19 protein-coding genes and 2 pseudogenes are annotated in these 16,739 nt (G+C 64.8%); 10 read left to right on the top strand and 11 right to left on the bottom strand.

Annotation, left to right across the window (positions count from 1 at the left end; all coding sequences use genetic code 11):
• Positions 1–492: a hypothetical protein gene (locus GOAMR_RS04875; protein WP_040514391.1), complete on the bottom strand. Its 492-nt coding sequence runs from the start codon at positions 490–492 to the stop codon at positions 1–3.
• Between the two features lie 242 nt (positions 493–734).
• Between GOAMR_RS04875 and scpC the strand changes: the two genes are divergently transcribed.
• Complete coding sequence (scpC, locus tag GOAMR_RS04870; RefSeq protein WP_040514390.1) at positions 735–2,273, top strand: succinyl-CoA:acetate CoA-transferase ScpC; 1,539 nt, start codon at positions 735–737, stop codon at positions 2,271–2,273.
• Positions 2,274–2,361: 88 nt separating this feature from the next.
• On the opposite strand, the gene GOAMR_RS04865 is transcribed toward scpC, so the two are convergent.
• The 3 genes from GOAMR_RS04865 to GOAMR_RS04855 form a co-directional block, all read right to left on the bottom strand.
• Positions 2,362–3,423: an EcsC family protein gene (locus GOAMR_RS04865; RefSeq protein WP_005183418.1), complete on the bottom strand. Its 1,062-nt coding sequence runs from the start codon at positions 3,421–3,423 to the stop codon at positions 2,362–2,364.
• Positions 3,424–3,589: 166 nt separating this feature from the next.
• Positions 3,590–3,934 (bottom strand): PNPOx family protein, encoded by a 345-nt coding sequence (locus GOAMR_RS04860; RefSeq protein ID WP_005183415.1) that lies wholly within the window; start codon positions 3,932–3,934, stop codon positions 3,590–3,592.
• Positions 3,935–4,063: 129 nt separating this feature from the next.
• Positions 4,064–4,510 (bottom strand): hemerythrin domain-containing protein, encoded by a 447-nt coding sequence (locus GOAMR_RS04855; protein WP_005183411.1) that lies wholly within the window; start codon positions 4,508–4,510, stop codon positions 4,064–4,066.
• 185 nt (positions 4,511–4,695) lie between these two features.
• Between GOAMR_RS04855 and GOAMR_RS04850 the strand changes: the two genes are divergently transcribed.
• Positions 4,696–5,553: a PfkB family carbohydrate kinase gene (locus tag GOAMR_RS04850; protein ID WP_040514388.1), complete on the top strand. Its 858-nt coding sequence runs from the start codon at positions 4,696–4,698 to the stop codon at positions 5,551–5,553.
• Between the two features lie 25 nt (positions 5,554–5,578).
• Here the strand turns inward: GOAMR_RS04850 and GOAMR_RS04845 are convergent, their stop codons facing one another.
• Both GOAMR_RS04845 and GOAMR_RS04840 read right to left on the bottom strand, forming a co-directional pair.
• On the bottom strand, positions 5,579–5,950 hold the full coding sequence (locus tag GOAMR_RS04845; RefSeq protein WP_005183404.1) for a TraR/DksA family transcriptional regulator: 372 nt from the start codon (positions 5,948–5,950) through the stop codon (positions 5,579–5,581).
• Complete coding sequence (locus GOAMR_RS04840; RefSeq protein WP_005183400.1) at positions 5,950–6,540, bottom strand: cysteine hydrolase family protein; 591 nt, start codon at positions 6,538–6,540, stop codon at positions 5,950–5,952. Before GOAMR_RS04840 ends, GOAMR_RS04845 begins: the two co-directional genes overlap by 1 nt.
• Positions 6,541–6,756: 216 nt before the next feature.
• Here GOAMR_RS04840 and GOAMR_RS04835 point away from each other — a divergent pair, with 216 nt between their 5' ends.
• From GOAMR_RS04835 to GOAMR_RS04820, 3 genes are all read left to right on the top strand, one after another.
• Positions 6,757–7,497 carry an LGFP repeat-containing protein gene (locus GOAMR_RS04835; RefSeq protein ID WP_005183396.1) on the top strand — a complete coding sequence of 247 codons (741 nt, stop codon included), beginning with the start codon at positions 6,757–6,759 and terminating at the stop codon, positions 7,495–7,497.
• A gap of 916 nt (positions 7,498–8,413) precedes the next feature.
• The gene (locus tag GOAMR_RS04825; RefSeq protein ID WP_244427260.1) at positions 8,414–9,073 is read left to right on the top strand and encodes a TetR/AcrR family transcriptional regulator; all 660 of its coding nucleotides are present in this window, start codon (positions 8,414–8,416) and stop codon (positions 9,071–9,073) included.
• Between the two features lie 220 nt (positions 9,074–9,293).
• A complete protein-coding gene (locus GOAMR_RS04820; RefSeq protein ID WP_040514386.1) occupies positions 9,294–9,743 on the top strand; it encodes an NAD(P)/FAD-dependent oxidoreductase in 450 nt (149 codons plus the stop codon).
• Between the two features lie 144 nt (positions 9,744–9,887).
• On the opposite strand, the gene GOAMR_RS04815 is transcribed toward GOAMR_RS04820, so the two are convergent.
• Both GOAMR_RS04815 and GOAMR_RS04810 read right to left on the bottom strand, forming a co-directional pair.
• A complete protein-coding gene (locus GOAMR_RS04815; RefSeq protein ID WP_005183388.1) occupies positions 9,888–10,298 on the bottom strand; it encodes an arsenate-mycothiol transferase ArsC in 411 nt (136 codons plus the stop codon).
• Between the two features lie 154 nt (positions 10,299–10,452).
• The gene (locus GOAMR_RS04810) at positions 10,453–10,806 is read right to left on the bottom strand and encodes an Rv2640c family ArsR-like transcriptional regulator (protein WP_005183384.1); all 354 of its coding nucleotides are present in this window, start codon (positions 10,804–10,806) and stop codon (positions 10,453–10,455) included.
• A 97-nt stretch (positions 10,807–10,903) separates the two neighbouring features.
• Here GOAMR_RS04810 and GOAMR_RS04805 point away from each other — a divergent pair, with 97 nt between their 5' ends.
• The 4 genes and pseudogenes from GOAMR_RS04805 to GOAMR_RS04790 all read left to right on the top strand — a co-directional run bounded on the left by GOAMR_RS04805 (position 10,904) and on the right by GOAMR_RS04790 (position 14,645).
• Entirely contained in the window at positions 10,904–11,374 is a 471-nt protein-coding gene (locus tag GOAMR_RS04805; protein ID WP_005183382.1) for an ArsI/CadI family heavy metal resistance metalloenzyme, read from the top strand.
• A 96-nt stretch (positions 11,375–11,470) separates the two neighbouring features.
• Complete coding sequence (locus GOAMR_RS04800; protein ID WP_005183379.1) at positions 11,471–12,439, top strand: oxygenase MpaB family protein; 969 nt, start codon at positions 11,471–11,473, stop codon at positions 12,437–12,439.
• Positions 12,440–12,447: 8 nt separating this feature from the next.
• The gene (locus tag GOAMR_RS04795) at positions 12,448–13,095 is read left to right on the top strand and encodes a TetR/AcrR family transcriptional regulator (protein WP_040514429.1); all 648 of its coding nucleotides are present in this window, start codon (positions 12,448–12,450) and stop codon (positions 13,093–13,095) included.
• A 567-nt stretch (positions 13,096–13,662) separates the two neighbouring features.
• Positions 13,663–14,645: pseudogene (locus GOAMR_RS04790) on the top strand (zinc-binding dehydrogenase).
• 146 nt (positions 14,646–14,791) lie between these two features.
• Here the strand turns inward: GOAMR_RS04790 and GOAMR_RS25485 are convergent.
• Both GOAMR_RS25485 and GOAMR_RS25475 read right to left on the bottom strand, forming a co-directional pair.
• Positions 14,792–14,944: pseudogene (locus tag GOAMR_RS25485) on the bottom strand (DapH/DapD/GlmU-related protein); the annotation flags it as partial.
• A gap of 222 nt (positions 14,945–15,166) precedes the next feature.
• Positions 15,167–15,571, bottom strand: a complete 405-nt coding sequence (locus GOAMR_RS25475) for an acyl-CoA dehydrogenase family protein (RefSeq protein ID WP_306302436.1) — start codon at positions 15,569–15,571, stop codon at positions 15,167–15,169.
• Positions 15,572–15,581: 10 nt separating this feature from the next.
• Here GOAMR_RS25475 and GOAMR_RS04775 point away from each other — a divergent pair, with 10 nt between their 5' ends.
• A complete protein-coding gene (locus GOAMR_RS04775) occupies positions 15,582–16,061 on the top strand; it encodes a hypothetical protein (RefSeq protein ID WP_005183365.1) in 480 nt (159 codons plus the stop codon).
• Positions 16,062–16,082: 21 nt separating this feature from the next.
• Here the strand turns inward: GOAMR_RS04775 and GOAMR_RS04770 are convergent, their stop codons facing one another.
• Positions 16,083–16,706 (bottom strand): TetR/AcrR family transcriptional regulator, encoded by a 624-nt coding sequence (locus tag GOAMR_RS04770; RefSeq protein ID WP_005183363.1) that lies wholly within the window; start codon positions 16,704–16,706, stop codon positions 16,083–16,085.
• Between the last annotated feature and the right edge of the window lie 33 nt (positions 16,707–16,739).

Below are 16,739 nucleotides of genomic sequence, written 5' to 3'. Positions count from 1 at the left end.
TCAGAGCACCCGGTAATCACGCTGGGCCGTGCACGATCCGTGCTGGTTCCACGACGCCGAGCCGCCGGCGGTGCCGACAGTGGTGAAGACAAACCGGAATCGCACATCACCAGCACCCGTGGTGACATCCTCGACCGCCAGATACACGGCGTCTCCGGCGATATGCCCCGAACCGGTCGCGACGCCGGACCGTCCGGTGGTCCTGTTGCGCCAGTGGACTCCGATGTCGGTCCGGTAGATCGGACCGTAGTTGGAATCGGTGTCGATCCTGACGTCGACGGTGCCAGTCCTCGGTGCGTTGGTGGACTTGCCGTCGGGCTGTGCGACGAACCGCCACGCCTGCTCGACGGTCACCGTCTCACGGATCTTCATGAAGGGCGCGTACGGATAACCGACGACCGCTCGGCACAGCGTCGCCGGACGTGTCACGTCAGTGGGAGAGGCCGCGGCCACCCCCGGCGCCAGGGCAGTGGTGGCGACCACTGTCGTCATCGCCGCTCCCACGCGGATCCGTCGTGCTCGGCTCGCCTCACCCATCGCTGTGGACCTTCTCGTCTCGACGCCGTTTCACCCACTACACACCTCATCGCGACGCCCGGCCAGACACTCGTCGTTCGACGGACGGACCGTCGCCGACGGCACCCGGGACGGTACCGGCCAGTATCCCGAAGTCTCCGGAGAGTTATCTGCGTAACCGAATTGCGGCGGCCCGCCAACGGCGTATTTTCATCAGGGTGAGCACGTCAACAGCCCAGGCCGAGTCCACTGACCGCATTCGGTCCGCCGCCTTTCGTCAGCGGGTGGTCTCCGCTGACGACGCGGTCAAGTTCATCCATCCCGGCGACACAGTCGCAATCAGCGGTTTCGCCAGCGCCGGTACGCCCAAGGACACCATTCCGGCGCTCGCCGCCCGTATCGGCCAGGTCCGTGCCGCGGGTACCGATTTCGCGATCAACCTCCTGACCGGCGCATCGGTGTCCACCGACACCGAACGCCTGCTCGCCGAGGTCGACGGCATCGCCCTGCGCATGCCGTACCAGTCGGAACCGACCGCCCGCGGCCGCATCAACTCCGGCACCATGGACTACGTCGACATCCACCTGTCGCATGTGGCGCAGCAGGTGTGGCTCGGCTACTACGGCAAGGTCGACATCGCGATCGTCGAGGTCTCCGGCATCACCGAATCGGGCGAGCTGATCCCGTCGGCATCGGTCGGCAACAACAAGACCTGGCTCGACGTCGCCGAGAAGGTCATCCTCGAGGTCAACTCCGGGATCCCCTCGCACATCGAGGGCATGCACGACATCTACTACGGCACCGCACTACCGCCGAACCGCAAACCGATCATGATCACCAAGGTCGACGACCGCATCGGCCAGCCCACCTTCCGCGTCGACCCCGACAAGGTGGTCGCCGTGGTCCGCACCCACTCACCCGATGCGGGCAGCCCGGTGACCGCGCCGGACGCCGTCAGCCAGGCCATCGCCGATCACGTCCTCGACTTCTTCGCCCACGAGGTGAAGGCCGGCCGTCTGCCCGCCGACACCCTGCTGCCGCTGCAAGCGGGTATCGGCAACGTGGCCAACGCTGTGCTCGGCGGCCTCGACCACGGTGGATACCGGGGATTGAGCTGCTACACCGAGGTTATTCAGGACGGCATGCTGCACCTGATCAAGGAGGGCATCGTCACCCACGCCTCGACCACCGCCCTCGCACTGAGCGACGCCGGTTTCGAGGACCTGCAGGCCAACATCGACTTCTACCACAGCCGGATCATCCTGCGGCCCCAGGAGATCAGCAATCACCCCGAGGTGGTCCGCAGGCTCGGTCTCATCGCGATGAACGGCATGCTCGAAGCCGACATCTACGGCAACGTGAACTCGACCCACATCATGGGCACCAAGATCATGAACGGTATCGGCGGTTCCGGCGACTTCGCCCGCAACGGCTTCGTGTCGATCTTCCTGAGTCCGTCCACGGCACGTGGGGGAGCGATCTCCGCGATAGTGCCGATGGTGCCGCACGTCGACCACACCGAGCACGACGTCCAGGTGATCGTCACCGAGCAAGGCCTCGCCGACCTGCGCAGCCTGTCACCGCGCAAACGTGCCCGCGCCATGATCGACAAGTGCGCCCACCCGGACTACCGGGACGCGCTCGACGACTACTTCCTGCGTGCGCAGGCGGCCACCGGCGCCGGCCAGACACCCCACCTTCTCGGTGAGACGTTCGCCTTCCACCAGCGCTACCTGGAGACCGGCTCGATGAAGTAGTGCATAGGCTTTGTCGGCCGGGAACTACCCCCGGCCGACAAAGGTCGGCCGACGAGTGGAGCGATCGCACCGACTTGGCCGTCTAGGCTCAAGACAGATTGCCACCAGGCGACGTGACCGTTTGAGAACCGTCGTCTACGTCGGCGGAGTCCTCAACCAAGGCGACAACATCGATCGCATCTGCGTCGGACGGATCGGTCACCACAACCGATACAGGGTTGCTCACCGCGCCCTTGTCAATGAGCAGACGCTCACGATATGCCCAGTAGGCGGCCTCTGCGACGTCGTCGAGCATCTTGTAGTTCATCGCGGCTCCGATTCCGACGCCAGCGAGCGGAATGAACTGACCAAGCTTCCTCTTAGTCATCTTCTGGCTAAATGATGTTGCAAATTTCTGAACCACTTTGGTCAACGTGTGCTTGTTCAGTTCGGCCCAAGTCGCATTCCGCGCCAGTTTCTGAGTCAACACGGCTAGCTGTTGATAGGCGACGGCTTTGCCGCTCGCCGTACCAGCGATGCCCAACCCAATGACCTGCATCATGAATACTTCTTCCGCAGGGTCTCGTGGGTCGTAGCCGTAATAGAGCGCTACATGCGCCACCGCTCTGCTGCAGGCGGTCAGCATTGCAGCAATGTCGACTCCTGCCGCACCGGCAACGACGCCAAGCCCCGGAGCTGCACCCGCTCCCATGCCAGCGACACCACCAGCGGCAACAGCTACCTGGCCACCACTCACGGCAAGACCGGTTGCGGCTCCTTCGGTCGCAGCAGTAACCGCGTAGGTGTACTGGAGCCGCCGGAACGATGCGACCTTGTCGATCTCCGCCAAGTCGAGAGCCCGAATATCTGAGATGCTCGTGACGACATGGCCACGTTTGCGGTAGGCGTTTGCCACACGGTCTGCACTGGTGGTCAGTTGACCCGTTCGCAGCATAAACTTGCCAGCGCCTTCAGCGGCAGTGGCCAGTGCCGCTGAACCCGCGTCGACAACCTTGTCGGCCCCCGGCGTCGCCTGCACCTTGTCAGCGACCTTGCGCCCGTACTGCTTCACAGATTTGGGCACAATCCGCCGCACGGTCTTGTTGAGATCCTTCTCCTTGCGGTCCTTGACGCGCTCGTATGCACGGTCTTCGTAGTCGGATAAGGACATCGGGTCTCCTTGACAAAAGATCAGGTCAGCCACCCTGCACCAGAGTGGAACGCACTGAACAATATGGCACAGGTGCGACATATCGGAAACTCTTGTCAAAGGTTCGCTGCTCCCGTCAGATATGTTCCGCCGGAGACACCGAGTCCCGTTACTTAGCTGGGCAACGTCACAGGCTGTCGAGCGTCACCTTCACGGCGACCTTGCCGGCGTCGTCGCGGCTGCTCACCGCATGGCCGGTCCGGGTGCCGCCGTCGAGGGCGAGGCTGACCGGTCCGCCCTCTCCGGTGAAGTTGCGCCACCACTGCTTCTGGTCGGGTGCCACCACAAAGATGGTGACGGTGTCACCCGACCGCTTGTAGGCCACGGGGAGTTCGATGGTCTTGCCGGAACGCCGTCCGGTGTAGGTCACCACGGTCATCGACTTACCCAGCGCCTTGTTGATGACGGGCACACCGAACGCGGGCAGAACGGCCTTGTTGACGATGCCGAAAACCTTCTGATAGGCGGTCATGGGATCTCCTTGATCGTTGTCAGTGACGCTTCTGCCGAGCGTACCCAGCGGTAGGTTCGGCTGCCGAGCATCGCCGTGAGACTCCGTCCGCTTCGCTTGCCTGTCGTGGGCCTGCCGAAACGTTCTTGTTCAGGCTTCGAGCATCGTGGCACCCGGGTGGGCGGTGTACCACGCCGCTATCGCGGCGTCCCACTGATCGCCGGACAGGGTGGTGACTGAAGCGGGGAAGAGCGAATCCTCTTCCTTGGCGATGTGTTCGTGCAGCGCGGACACCTCGTCGCGGAACCTGGTCTGATCGGCCGGATTCGACAGGTCCATCGACACCATGAACGCGTCGAGGTCGCGGTGCTCCTGCACGAGCGGATCGATGTACTCGGCGAAGATGTCGTCCTCGTCGAGAAGTTGCGTGAACAGCCCGGCCTCCTCGCCGCGCCAGTGGGTGCGCAGTTCCTCTGCCATCCGTTCGGCAAGGTTCTGGGCTTTTGCGGTGTCACCGGCGTCGAGTGCCCGCACCGCACCTCCGCCCAGGTTGATCGCCCGTTCATGTTCGGCGGTGTAGTCGCGTAGCAGTGGCATCTCCCGGCACCCGCAGTATTGGCACATCGTCAACCTCGCATCCCGTCGTGGTCCCGACAATCGATGCTAGTCCGCCGGTGCGCAGAAACCGGGCAAGACTTGCCGTAGGCTCCGGAATCCGTTGCTATCAGCGAGGTTTGGTGTTCAGAGTCTACTCAGGGACCTCCGGTGGTAGCGTCCGCGACGTGAGTCCCACGCGAGTCGCCGTCGTCGGCACCCTCAACATGGACGTGGTCGTGACCGTTGACGTCCGGCCGGGTGTGGGGGAGACCGTCCTCGGGTCGTCGGTGCGGGAACGGTGCGGTGGAAAGGGCGCCAACCAGGCGATCGCCGCCGCATCCGCCGCCGACGCCGAGTCATCTGTGGCACTGATAGGCACGGTCGGCGACGACTCCGCCGGTGCGGCGATGCTGGCGAACGCCCGGTCCACGGGTGTCGATGTCACGTACGTCGGTGTCGAGGGCGACACGAGCGGACGCGCGTTCATCGAGGTCGATGCGTCCGGCGACAACCGGATCGTGGTCATCCCGGGTGCGAATTCGTTGCTGTCCGCCGGGGCCGTGGTCACCGCGCTGGACGCGCTCGACCCTCATGTCGTGCTCACCCAGCTCGAAAGCCCCAGGGCTGTCACCGAATCCGTGGCCCGCTGGTGTACGCATCACCGTAGACGATTCGTTCTCAATCCCAGCCCGGTCGCGCCGCTGCCGGAGCAGGTACTTGCCGCCGCCGATCCACTCGTCGTCAACGAACACGAGGCGAGGGCTTACGCCGGCATCGGCACCGACATCGCCGGGGCGCTGCTCAAGTACACGGCATCGGCGGTCATCACGCTGGGCGCCCGCGGTGTCATCGTCGCCACGCCCGAGCGAACCTCCTCGATCGCCGTTATCCCGGCTGCCGAAGGCGTGGAAACCACAGGTGCCGGTGACCATTTCGCCGGCGTGCTGGCAATACGACTCGCCGAGGGCGAGGATCTGCACAACGCCGCGACTCACGCGGCCCATTCGGCGACCGCGTTCATCGCGGACCGCCACCTCGGTTAGTGACGCAGCACCGGTGCCGACCCGATCACCAGCGTGTCGACCCGCCGTGCATCGCGCACCTGACACATTGCCGGGCGGCGGGCAGCACTTCGAGCCGTTCGGGGTCGATAGGAGTCCCACACGTTTGGCACACGCCGTACGCACCCCGGCCCAGGCGTTCCAGGGCGGCATCGATCTCCTCGACACGCACCCTGGAGCGGGCCAGCTGGGCAACGAGCTGACCGCGTTCGACGGCCAGTGTCGTGCCCTCCGGGTCGTGTTCGTCGTCGGAGGCCTCGTCCGCCGACGCCTCGACCACCTCCGACAATCTCGCCGTCAGCGACTCGATCAGCGCCAGCGTCCGGGTGCGTTCGTCGAGTAGGACCTGACGCTGCTCGGCCGGCTCCGGCGGGGCCACTACTCCGGAATCGCCGCGACGTCGGGGACAACCAGCCCGAACAGGTCGGCGATCGCGGCCAGGCTCGCCACCTGCAATGCGTCCGCCTCGACGCCGCCCGCGCCGGGCAGGCTCCGGGTCGCGGTGGCCGAGGCGACGACCGCAGGGGAGTAGCCCAGATTGAACGCCCCCCGCGCCGTCGAATTGACGCACATGTGGGTCATGAAACCGGCCACAACCAGGTTGGTCTTGCCGAGCGCCTTCAGCTGGTCATCGAGATCGGTGCCGACGAAGGAGTTGGGGAAGTTCTTGATGATCACCGGCTCGCCGTCGCGTGGGGCGACCTTGTCGGCGATCTGGCCGATCTCGGCGTTGACGTCATACGGGCTGCCTTCGCCGGCATCGTGCACGATATGCAACACCGGAACACCGAGCCCGCGCGCCTTGTCGAGGAGTTCGGCACCGACGTCGAGTGCGTTCTGAACGCCGTCGAGTTCCATCACGCCCTGGGTGTAGGTGTTCTGGCAGTCGATCATGATCAGCGCCGAATCACTCAGCGGCGCCGGTGAAGTCGGCAGTGCCATCAGGTCACGCAACGTTGTCTGTCCCATTTCCGATACTCCTCACACGATGTGGCCTGAACCACACTATGGCGCGATTCGTTGCACACGAGTTGCCGATCGGCGGGCGCACCGGGATCCACGTCACGACATGCCGAACGCCGCTCCGGCGAACGAGAACCTACCGCACGGTCCGTACCGCTAGAGTCAGACCGTCGAGCGGTTCCCCCCCGGCCGCTCGAATGACCCGGAACCGAGAGGAACCCTATGACCAAGCTCGCCCACCGCCGGATGGCCGTCGTCGCCGGTCTGGCCGCCGTCGCGCTGATCGGCGCCGCCTGCAGCGATGACGACAGCGACAGCGCATCGACCAGCGCGTCGACGACCGTTGCCGTGTCCGACACCTCAACGGCAGCAACCGATGACACATCCGCGGCACCGTCGAGCGAATCAGCTCCGAGCGAATCAGCACCCAGCGAGGACGAATCGGCCGATGCCAGCGCCACCGACGACGCATCCGCCTCGGAGACCGCGGGGGAGGATTCGGACTCAGGCTCCGATGTGACACTGTCCGGTGCGCAGGGCCGCGACGTGACGCTGACCGGACCGATCGCGGCCAAGTACAAGTCGGCCACCTCAGCCCAGAAGAAGGACCTCGGCAAGCCGCTCGACGGTGACCGCAACGCCGGCACCCGTGACAGCGGTGTTGTGTTCCAGCAGTTCGAAGGCGGCGCGATCACCGCCAAGAACGGAGATGCCGGCACACCCGCGTACATCACCTGGGGCAAGATCCGCGACGCCTGGAACGTTCCGCGCGCGGCCGACGGCACGCCGGAGACCACCGGTACCAACGGTTCGGCCGGCCCACTGGGCACAGCTACCAGTGATGAGCAAACCGAAGGCAATCTGAAGGTCTCGACCTTCGAGCACGGCAAGGTCACCTTCAACACCAAGACCGGCAAGGTCGAGGTGACCGTGAACGGCAAGGTCGTGCCGTCCGGCCTGTAGACGAACACGTCAACAACGAGCGGCGCCGTGTCCACACCGGACCGGCGCCGCTCCGTTGTATGGATATTTCAGATTATCCATACATTTGGGTATGTTCAGCCGGAGTAGCCGACATGGCTGATCCCCCGATACGTCACAGTGACGGTTTGCCTGCTACCGGGGGAGAGAATGGCGTCACTCCGGACCCGGGAACCACGGTCGCCGGCCTCGGGGATCCAAGGGGGACCATACGGCCGCTACGAATTGAGCCGGATACTGTCCACCGGCCACGAGCGCCGCGTTTCGTTCGGCCGGCCCCGCACCGCCACGAGTCGTCCGCATCAGACCCTCGTCAAACCGCATAGTTGCTCACGCCAACGCGACCTCGATCGTCCGGCCGGGTGTCGCCACTCGGCTGCCGCAGGGCCGATGCAGTGCACCAGGACATGACGCCGTCGGCACCCAGGCATCACGCCACTACCGTGCGATTCACCCAGGTCCAGAGCAAGCCGATAATATACATTATGTTAAGTAAACCACTGTAACTAGCATCGGGTCCGACCACCCGCCACTTGATCCGGACGTTCTTTATCTGGGCGAAGAGCAGCAAGATCAACCGCTCAGTGAATATCGATTTCCGGCAAGCCAAAACAACCCCGACGATCACTCAGACCAGCGCCTGGCATGGCTCAATGAACTGCTCACTCACCCGGGCAATGCACCAGACGATCACACGGATCGGCCGGAGCATACTCAGGCCGGATTCGGGCGACGTTCTCGGCGAACCAGGACCGGCCACCGGACCAGCCGACACGTTCGGCGATCACCGTGGCCGGCATCGCCGGAAACCGGGCCAAGACCTCTGTTCGATACGATCCAAATTAATGAACCACCCGGTCTCTTGTCAAGAGACGGGTGGTCTGTAAATATGGTTGACATGAGTTTCCAACGTGCACGCAGCGATGAACAGCGAGAGGTGCGGCGCCAGCGCATCCTCGCTGTCGCGAGCGATATGCTCGAGGAGATGCCGGTGGCCCAGGTCAGCCTCAACGAGCTGAGTCGCCGGGTCGGCCTGGCGAAGTCAAACGTGTTGCGCTACTTCGAATCCCGCGAAGCGATCCTGCTGCAACTGCTCGACGCCGAGCTCCACCAGTGGGCAGCGCAAGTCGACGCGATGCTCGTCGAAACCCCCGCTGATCGCGCCGAACGAATCGCCCAGGTCGCCGACTTGATGGCAGAGTCAATCGCCGCACGACCGGTGCTGTGCGACCTGATCAGCGCGCAGTCGGCCGTCCTAGAACGCAACATCTCCACCGAGGTGGCGATGCAGCACAAGTACGCGATCGGCGGCGAGGTCCAGACCGTCGTCCGTGCGATGGTGCGTGCAGTGCCCGAGCTCTCCGAGGCGCAAGCGTGGCAGGTGCTCGCCTACACCATCCTGCTCACCGCCGGAGCCTGGCCGCAGTCCCGTCCGGCGCCGGCCATCCAGGCCGCGTACGACCTCTACCCGCAACTCGCCGCCGGCCAGATGGACTTCACCGACACCGTCCGCGATCTGATCCGCATCACGATCACCGGACTGCTGGCCTCCGCGTAGCCACCCAAACAACACGCGGACCGGCGACTCACGCCCCGATACCGCGCAGCAGCAGCTCCAGGCCGGCCTCGTATTCAGCTCGAAAATCGAAGGCCGACTCGGTCGCCGACTCGGCGATGACCGGCACATCGCTGGCCGCGAGCAGCGCCTCACGTTGCTCCAGTGAGCCGGGCGCCCGCGGCCGATCGACATCCTGGTACTGGCCACCGGCTTCGATGCGGTGACGGGCGCGCTCTCGAAGGTTGATATCTGCGGCGTCGGCGGGCGCAGCCTCAACAACGCGTGGGCCCAGGGACCGAAGACCTACCTCGGGGTGGCCACCGCCGGCCTCCCGAACCTCTTCCTGCCGACCGCGCCCGGCGGCGTCGCGGTGATCGGCAACGTTCTCCTCAACAACGAGCACAACGTCGAATGGATCAGCGACGCGATCGCCTACACCGAACGGACGGGAAAGCAGCGAATCGAGGCCGACGAGGACGCGCAGGACAAGTGGATGACCGACGTCGCCGGGATGGCCGAGAAGACACTTTTCCAGACTGCCGACTCCTGGTACCTGGGCGCCAACATCCCCGGCAAGTGGCGCACGTTCACCTTTTACATCGGATCCGGCTACATCAGCCGATGCACCGACGTAGCGGCGAACGGCTATCCCGGATTCACCCACCCGTGAGTCATTGATCTCCGAGGTGGCGAGTCTCAAGTACTTGTCACTTGTCTCAGATCCGTTGTCACCCAACACTGCTCCGGCGGATTGATTTTCGGCACGAGCCGACAACCTGCACTGATGCGTTCCCGAGGCGCGTCGCGCTCTCGCCTACCGCCCGAGCCGGTCGGCAAGAGTGCGGATCCGGTTAGTGATGTCGTCGCGGATCAGCCGCATCCGTTCGATGCCGTCGATGCCACGTTCGGACGGTTCGTCGGTGTTCCACACCTCAAGGGCGACGCCCTCCGGCGGCGTGACGACGGCAGTGCCGACCACCACGACCAGATCCACGGCCCGCATCAGCTCGTCGGCGAGTTGGCGAGGCTGATGTTCGGCGACGTCGGCGCCGACCTCAGCGAGCACCTGAGCGGACAGGTCGTTGACCCGGCCGCCGATCTTCGCACTGGTCCCGGCCGACGCCGCAGAGATCCGATCGGTGACCATCGGCGTGAGATGCTCGGCCATTACAGATTTGCCGCGGTTGCTCACGCACACAAAGAGCACCTTAATGGGTTCAGGCATGGCGCACGGGCTCCCCTGTCCGGTGACTACTAGGTGCCATACGCAGTAATCGGATATGCAGGGTATTCAGTAGTGCGCCTCTGTGATCCAATTCTGATCGGCCTCGCCGGTCGCCGGATCCGACGACCTCCCCACCCGAACCACGACCGACCGTTCAGCAACAAGTGTCGAGGACCCCACGGAGCGCTTCGAGGCTGGCAGGTTCAGCGCGATAGAAATTGTTCACACCGCGACGTTCCGAGGTGACCAAGCCTGCCCCACGGAGCTGGTTGAGGTGATGCGTCGCGGTGCCGCCGGAAACGTCGACCGCGGCGGCGAGATCGCCGGCGGTCATCTCGCGGGCCGGATTCGCCATCAGCAGCGACATCATCTGGATACGGGCAGGGTCGGCGAGAGCTTTGAGTCGCAGCGCGAGCTCGACCGCATCCTCGGCCGACATCGGCCCGGCCGCCAGAGGTGCACAGCAGATCGGAGCGCTGACATCGATGACGGGCAATGGCTTGGGCATACCGTCCAATCTACCAACCCTTTGACATATATCAAAGTTATGGGTTACAACAGAGCAGTCGAATACTTCGACATTCATCGAAGCCTTGGAGGTACTCATGTCCCGCGTCCAACTCGCTCTCAACGTCGACGACCTGGAAGCGTCAATCGCGTTCTACAGCAAGCTGTTCAACACCACCCCCGCGAAGGTCAAGCCCGGCTATGCGAACTTCGCAATCGCCGAACCCGCACTGAAACTGGTCCTGCTGGAGAACCGCGGCGAGGGTGGCACCATCAACCATCTCGGTGTCGAAGTCGACTCCAGCGAGACCGTGCACGGCGAGATCGCACGCCTCGCCGGCGAAGGGCTGTTCACCGAGGAGCAGATGAACACCACCTGCTGTTTCGCCACCCAGGACAAGGTGTGGGTCGGCGCCCCCGACGGCGAACGCTGGGAGGTCTACACCGTCCTGGCCGACTCAGACACCTTCGGCGAGGCCCCCGCCCTCGCCCCGGAGGGCTCCGACCTGGGCCTGACGCAGGCACCACAGGGCTCGGTGTGCTGCACACCGGCCTCCTCGTGCTGCTGAAAAATGTACGGGTTCGGTTCACCGCTCCCCTTGTGCGTCAAGCATGCTACATTCGTGAATGAAATTCATTCACCACTGTATAAAGGAGCTCGGATCGTGCCCACCACCGTCGATCGTCCGCAGTTCAGTGCGCCTGAGCTGCAGATCCGCAGTGTCGACTACGGGTTCTTCGGACCCGGCTCCCCCACCTGGAAGGTGTGGACCGCCCCGACCGCGGCGATCGGTTTCCAGCGTGCGGTCGCCCTCGAACACTTCGATCCGGCACTGACCGCGGCCGTCGCCGATCTCGGTGGCATCTACGACGACCCGTTCGGCCGGCTCGACCACACGTTCGCCTACTTCCTGATCGCCGCCGTCGGCGACAGCCAGATGGCGATCGAAGCCTCCGAACACCTCATGGCCGTGCATGCGAAGTCGACCGGTATCGATCCGGTCACCGGCAGGCGCTACAGTGCCAACAATCCTGACTCACAGCTCTGGATCCATGTGACCGGCTGGCATTCGGTACTCAAGTGCTTCGAGATGTACGGTCCCGGCCCACTGTCGCCGGACGAAGAGGCCCGGTACTGGGAGGAGTGTGTCATCGCCGCGCAGCTCCAGACATGCAAGGGCTCCGGCGTGCCGGCCAGTCGTGCCGAGGTTCGCGAATACTTCGAGCAGGTCCGCCCCTCGCTGTGCGTCTCCGAGCGTGCACGACGCGGAATGCACTATCTGCTGTTCACTCCGTATTCAAAGGGCGCACGTCTCTGGCTCGGCGCGCATCTGATGGCGCCGGCAGCGATCTCGACGCTTCCGCGATGGATGCGTGAGCTCGGCGGATTTGAGCTCCCATGGGGTCTTGAGGTCGTGTATCGGCCGCTCGTTCGTGCGGCGGTCGCCGCCGCTGCGAGCCACCCCGAAGCCCTGTCAGCAGGGCTGCGTCAGACCATCGGGCCGATGACCGGAAAGCTGTACCACCAGCACATCACTGTGTCTCCCCCGTCGACGCCGTCGGTCGTCACCGTCGAGGACGCCCGGAAACGATATGGCCGCCTGGGACGTGGTCAGTCATCGAGCGCCTCATAGTGTCGGCGATGTCACCCACGGTAGAGGCGGGCACTGCCGCCACGTCGAAGCGACGGGCTGCGCACCTGGGCCCGGAACGCCGTCGACCGCAGATCCTCGACGTCGCGTTGGAGATCGCCGTGGAGTCGGGCATCTCCGCGGTCACCGTCGTCGCGATTGCCCAACGCATGAAGGTGACCAGGCCGGTGGTCTACGCGGCCTTCCCCGGACGCACGCAGATTCTCGAGGCGTTGATCGCGCGCGAAGAACGCTACTTCGGCGAAGCCATCGCGCAGATCCTTCGCAATCGGCAGGTCGACGCCACCGAGGGCGTCTTCATCGACGGTTTTGTGGCTCTGCTGACAGCGGTCCAAGCGCGGCCGCAGGCGTGGCTGCTGCTGTACGGAAGCCCCGACGTGGAAGTCATGGACCTGTTCGGACGCGGACGATCAGTGGTCTCGGCGCGCTGTGCGAAACTGCTGAAACCCACATTGCGCTCCTGGGGAACCCTCGACGCCGAAGCCAAACTGCCGGCGCTGGTCGAACTGTGGGTCTCCTCCGGCGAAGGTGCGGTGCGCACACTCCTGGCACAGGACGACGCTGCGCCGACCTGGACGCCGGACTCACTGGGTTCGTTCATCGGGGAGGCGGTGTACCGCGCGCTCCGCACTGCGTGACTGACCTGATGACGCCACGCGACAGCCGTCGACTGCGACAACAGCTCGCCGGGCGTACCGCCTGCTCAGTCGCCATACGACAGCACCAACGATGGGGCCCGCCCGCACGACACCAAGCCACACGAGACTGCGCTGGAGGCCGAGGTGGTTGCTGACAACGTCGACAGTCGCAAACATCGACAGCGTGATCCACACGGACAACACGACCAGCAACGCGAACGCTATGTAGAACGATCGGTTGAATTCGGCGCTACATGCGGCGTCTCTGGCGCACTCCGATAGTCCGGGCCTCACCGAGGAACATGTCCCTCAATCTACTGGCCCCAGGTGGCCGTACCAGGTGGCACGTACTTCTGTGCTGGCAGAGCAATCACTCCGACGCGACCCGCCGAGGTGATCGGTTTGGGGATGCATGGTGGTGATGCGGTCGCCAACATGGCTGGGAGTCCCTCGCGGTACCTGTCTCGACGAAGACTCCCCCACACCTGTGCGACGTGTTCAACTGGATGGAAAGCACATGCAAGGTGCGAATGAACCGAAGGAGTCGCCGAGGTACGAGCAGTCATCATGGATGCCCCCGGAAGCGTCGTCGTCACCGAACGTGACGCGGTGATCCGGCTCGCCGCCACCTGCATCTGCGGGTCTGACCTCTGGCCGTACCGAGGCGTCGAGCCGGTCGACCGTACCAAGATGGGGCACGAGTACGTCGGCGTCGTCGAAAAAGTCGGTTCGGCGGTGCGGACCCTAAGACCGGGCGACTTCGTCGTCGGCAGTTTCGTCATCTCGTGCGGCGAGTGTCCGATCTGCCTCGACGGCTACCCGTCGAAATGCGTGCATGCCGAGTTCGTGCACGGTGGAATCGGAACCCAGGCTGAAAAGGCGCGTATCCCCTACGCCGACGGGACCTGGTGAAGACTCCGGGCGAGCCGGCACCCGATCTGATCCCATCGTTGCTTGCCGCGTCGGATGTGCTGGGCACCGGCTGGTTCGCCGCGGACGCCGCGGAAGCCGGGCCAGGAAAGACGGTTGCCGTGGTCGGTGACGGTGCGGTCGGTCTGATGGGGGTGCTCGCCGCCAAACAGATGGGAGCCGACCGGATCATCGCGATGTCGCGTCATCCCGAACGACAGAAGCTGGCACGCGAATACGGCGCGACCGACATCGTCGAGGAGCGCGGCGCCGAGGGAATTGCGGAGATCAAGCAACTGACCGACGGGCTGGGTGCGCACAGCGTCATCGAGGCGGTCGGTACCCAGGAGTCGTTCATGCAGGCTATTTGCGCCTGCCGATCCGGCGGACACATCGGCTTCGTCGGTGTCGCGCACGACGGCGTGACGCTGCCCATGGATCAGGTCTTCTTCGCCGCGGTCCATCTACACGGCGGTCCCGCTCCGGTCCGGAAGTACCTGCCCACCCTGATTGACCGGATCTGGAAACGCGAGATCGATCCCGGCAAGGTATTCGACCTGGTGCTTCCCCTCGATCAGGCCGCGCAGGGGTACTCCGCGATGGATGGGCGAACCGCAACGAAGGTCATGCTGACGCTGTAGCCGGACCGGAGGCGACATGCGATTGAGGAAGTACGTTCGGGCACCACCACCACAACCAGCGACACTTCGCCGCCCGGTGGCGCACCGGCATGGACGGGCAGGACGCCATGATCAGTGTGGCTGCCTGATCCTCAGGCGTCGATCTCGCGGATCGGTTTGGCCGGAACTCCGCCGACGATGGTGTTCGGTGCTACGTCCTTGGTGACGACCGACCCGGCGGCGACGATCGCCCCTTCACCGATGCGCACGCCGGGCACGATCGTCGAGTTCGCACCGACCCACACTCGCGGACCGATCACCACTGGCTTCGGTTCCGTGGTCGCACGTTCAGCCGGTGGAATCGAGTGGTTGAGGGTGGCGCCAGATCGAAAAGATGGGCGCGTTCGGCATCGTCGAGGCGCAGCGCATTGGCGATCGCATCGAGAATCCCGGGCGAGGATCTGCTGATGTTCGGCCGTGGCAGACCCGGCCTCAGCGGTCGCCGTGTGCTGCGTGCGTGCCGAATCCCCGCCGGTGATAGGTCAGCGGCTGCGCGTCCGTATCCGACTCGGCCGCAATGACACCGCCGACGACAATGGTGTGGTCACCGCCCGCATACGGGCGCGCTGCTCGTCGGAGATCTCGATCCCCTGTGCCGCGGTGGCTTCGGCGTCCCCGAAGACCTCGTACACGTAGGCCTGTGCCGCCCGGAACTTGGCCTCGTGCCGCATGAAGTCGAGTTGGAACAGGTCCGAGTCACCCACCGAGCCCTCGTAGCCCGGCCGGATCTTATTGTTGACGATTCCCGCGATCTCCTGCAGCGCCCGCTGCGCGAGTCCGAGCGCGACCGGCGCGTGACTTCCCTCGTCCCGGGGTGAGGTGGTTAGACACGGTAACGAAATGCGGCACCTTGGCGACGTGGTCTCTATAGGGTGAATGACACACACGGAGGTGACGATGCACGTCGGATGGAAACAGAAGCTGGCCGCGGCAGGGGCGGCGACCGCGGTGGTCGCGAGCGGGGCCGCCACACTGGGAACCGGAATTGCCGACGCGGCGCCCCCACGGGCGACGAAGGTGCCGGTCTGGCACGTTCCGTCGGTGGGTATAACCGTCAGCGGACTGCTGATCCCCACGCCGTGGCTGGCCACCGTGTACGCGTCGAGCGATCAGCGCGGGACCGTGACCTTCAGTGTCGCCGGCGGCGGGCTGTGTTCCACGAATGCCGCGTACAAGCCGGTCGACATCCACTGGGCCAACCTCAGCAACGGCCGCAGCGGTGCCACGTCCGTGCAGCCGTGCAGCTTCGGTGATCCCACCTACCCGGGCTTGTTCAAGAAGGCACACACAGGGTCCGGGCAGGTCGTGCTGGCCCTGGTGGTACCGGGCGCGATCCCGGCAACCATTCCCGGCTACGGAACCCTCAGCGCCCCGTAGACATAGGTGCGCAGGTTCGTGTCAGCCGACGATCCCGGGGCGGAGCAGGGTGCGCATCGTCAGGACGATGTCGTCTTGGGAGATGTCGGGGTTGAGCGATCGCTCGACGATCGTCGCGTTCACCGCACCGATGTAGGCGGTCCATTGCAGGGGTGAGGCGGTGGAGAAGGCCAGTCCTCGTTCGGCTCCGGCGGATACGGCCGACTGCAGGAGGTCTGCCCACTGCGCGCGCCGCAACCGCCGGTGCTCTTCGAAGGTCTTGCTGACGCCGACGACTTCGACGAACGCGATGCGGATCGTCCGCGGGTCGTGAAAGGAGTCGACGAAGGCCCGGACCCCGGCGTCGAGGACGTCCTCCAGGTCGGCTCCCGCGGCGATCCGGTCGAGGACCGTGCCTGCGACGGCTTCGGTGGCACGGTCCTGGATCGTGTCGTACAGGGTGCGCAGCAGGTGTTCGCGGTCGGTGAACTCCTGGTAGAACTGCCTGCTCGACAGGCCCGCGGTGCGGCAGATCTGTGGGACCGAGCTGCCCGCGTAGCAGTCGGTCCCAAAGATCTCGACGGCTGCGTCGAGGAAGCGTTCCCGGCGTTCGCGGGCACGATCGGATGTCGACCTGCCGGCGTAGGTGCGCTCCTCACCATTCACCGGATCAACGGTACGGTGACCTCTCATCGGGCG

Origin of the sequence: Gordonia amarae NBRC 15530, from assembly GCF_000241345.1 — a bacterium.
In the GTDB taxonomy this organism is placed as follows: domain Bacteria; phylum Actinomycetota; class Actinomycetes; order Mycobacteriales; family Mycobacteriaceae; genus Gordonia; species Gordonia amarae.
The sequence above is the reverse complement of the archived record's forward strand: the minus strand, read 5'-3'. Positions and strand labels throughout refer to the sequence as shown.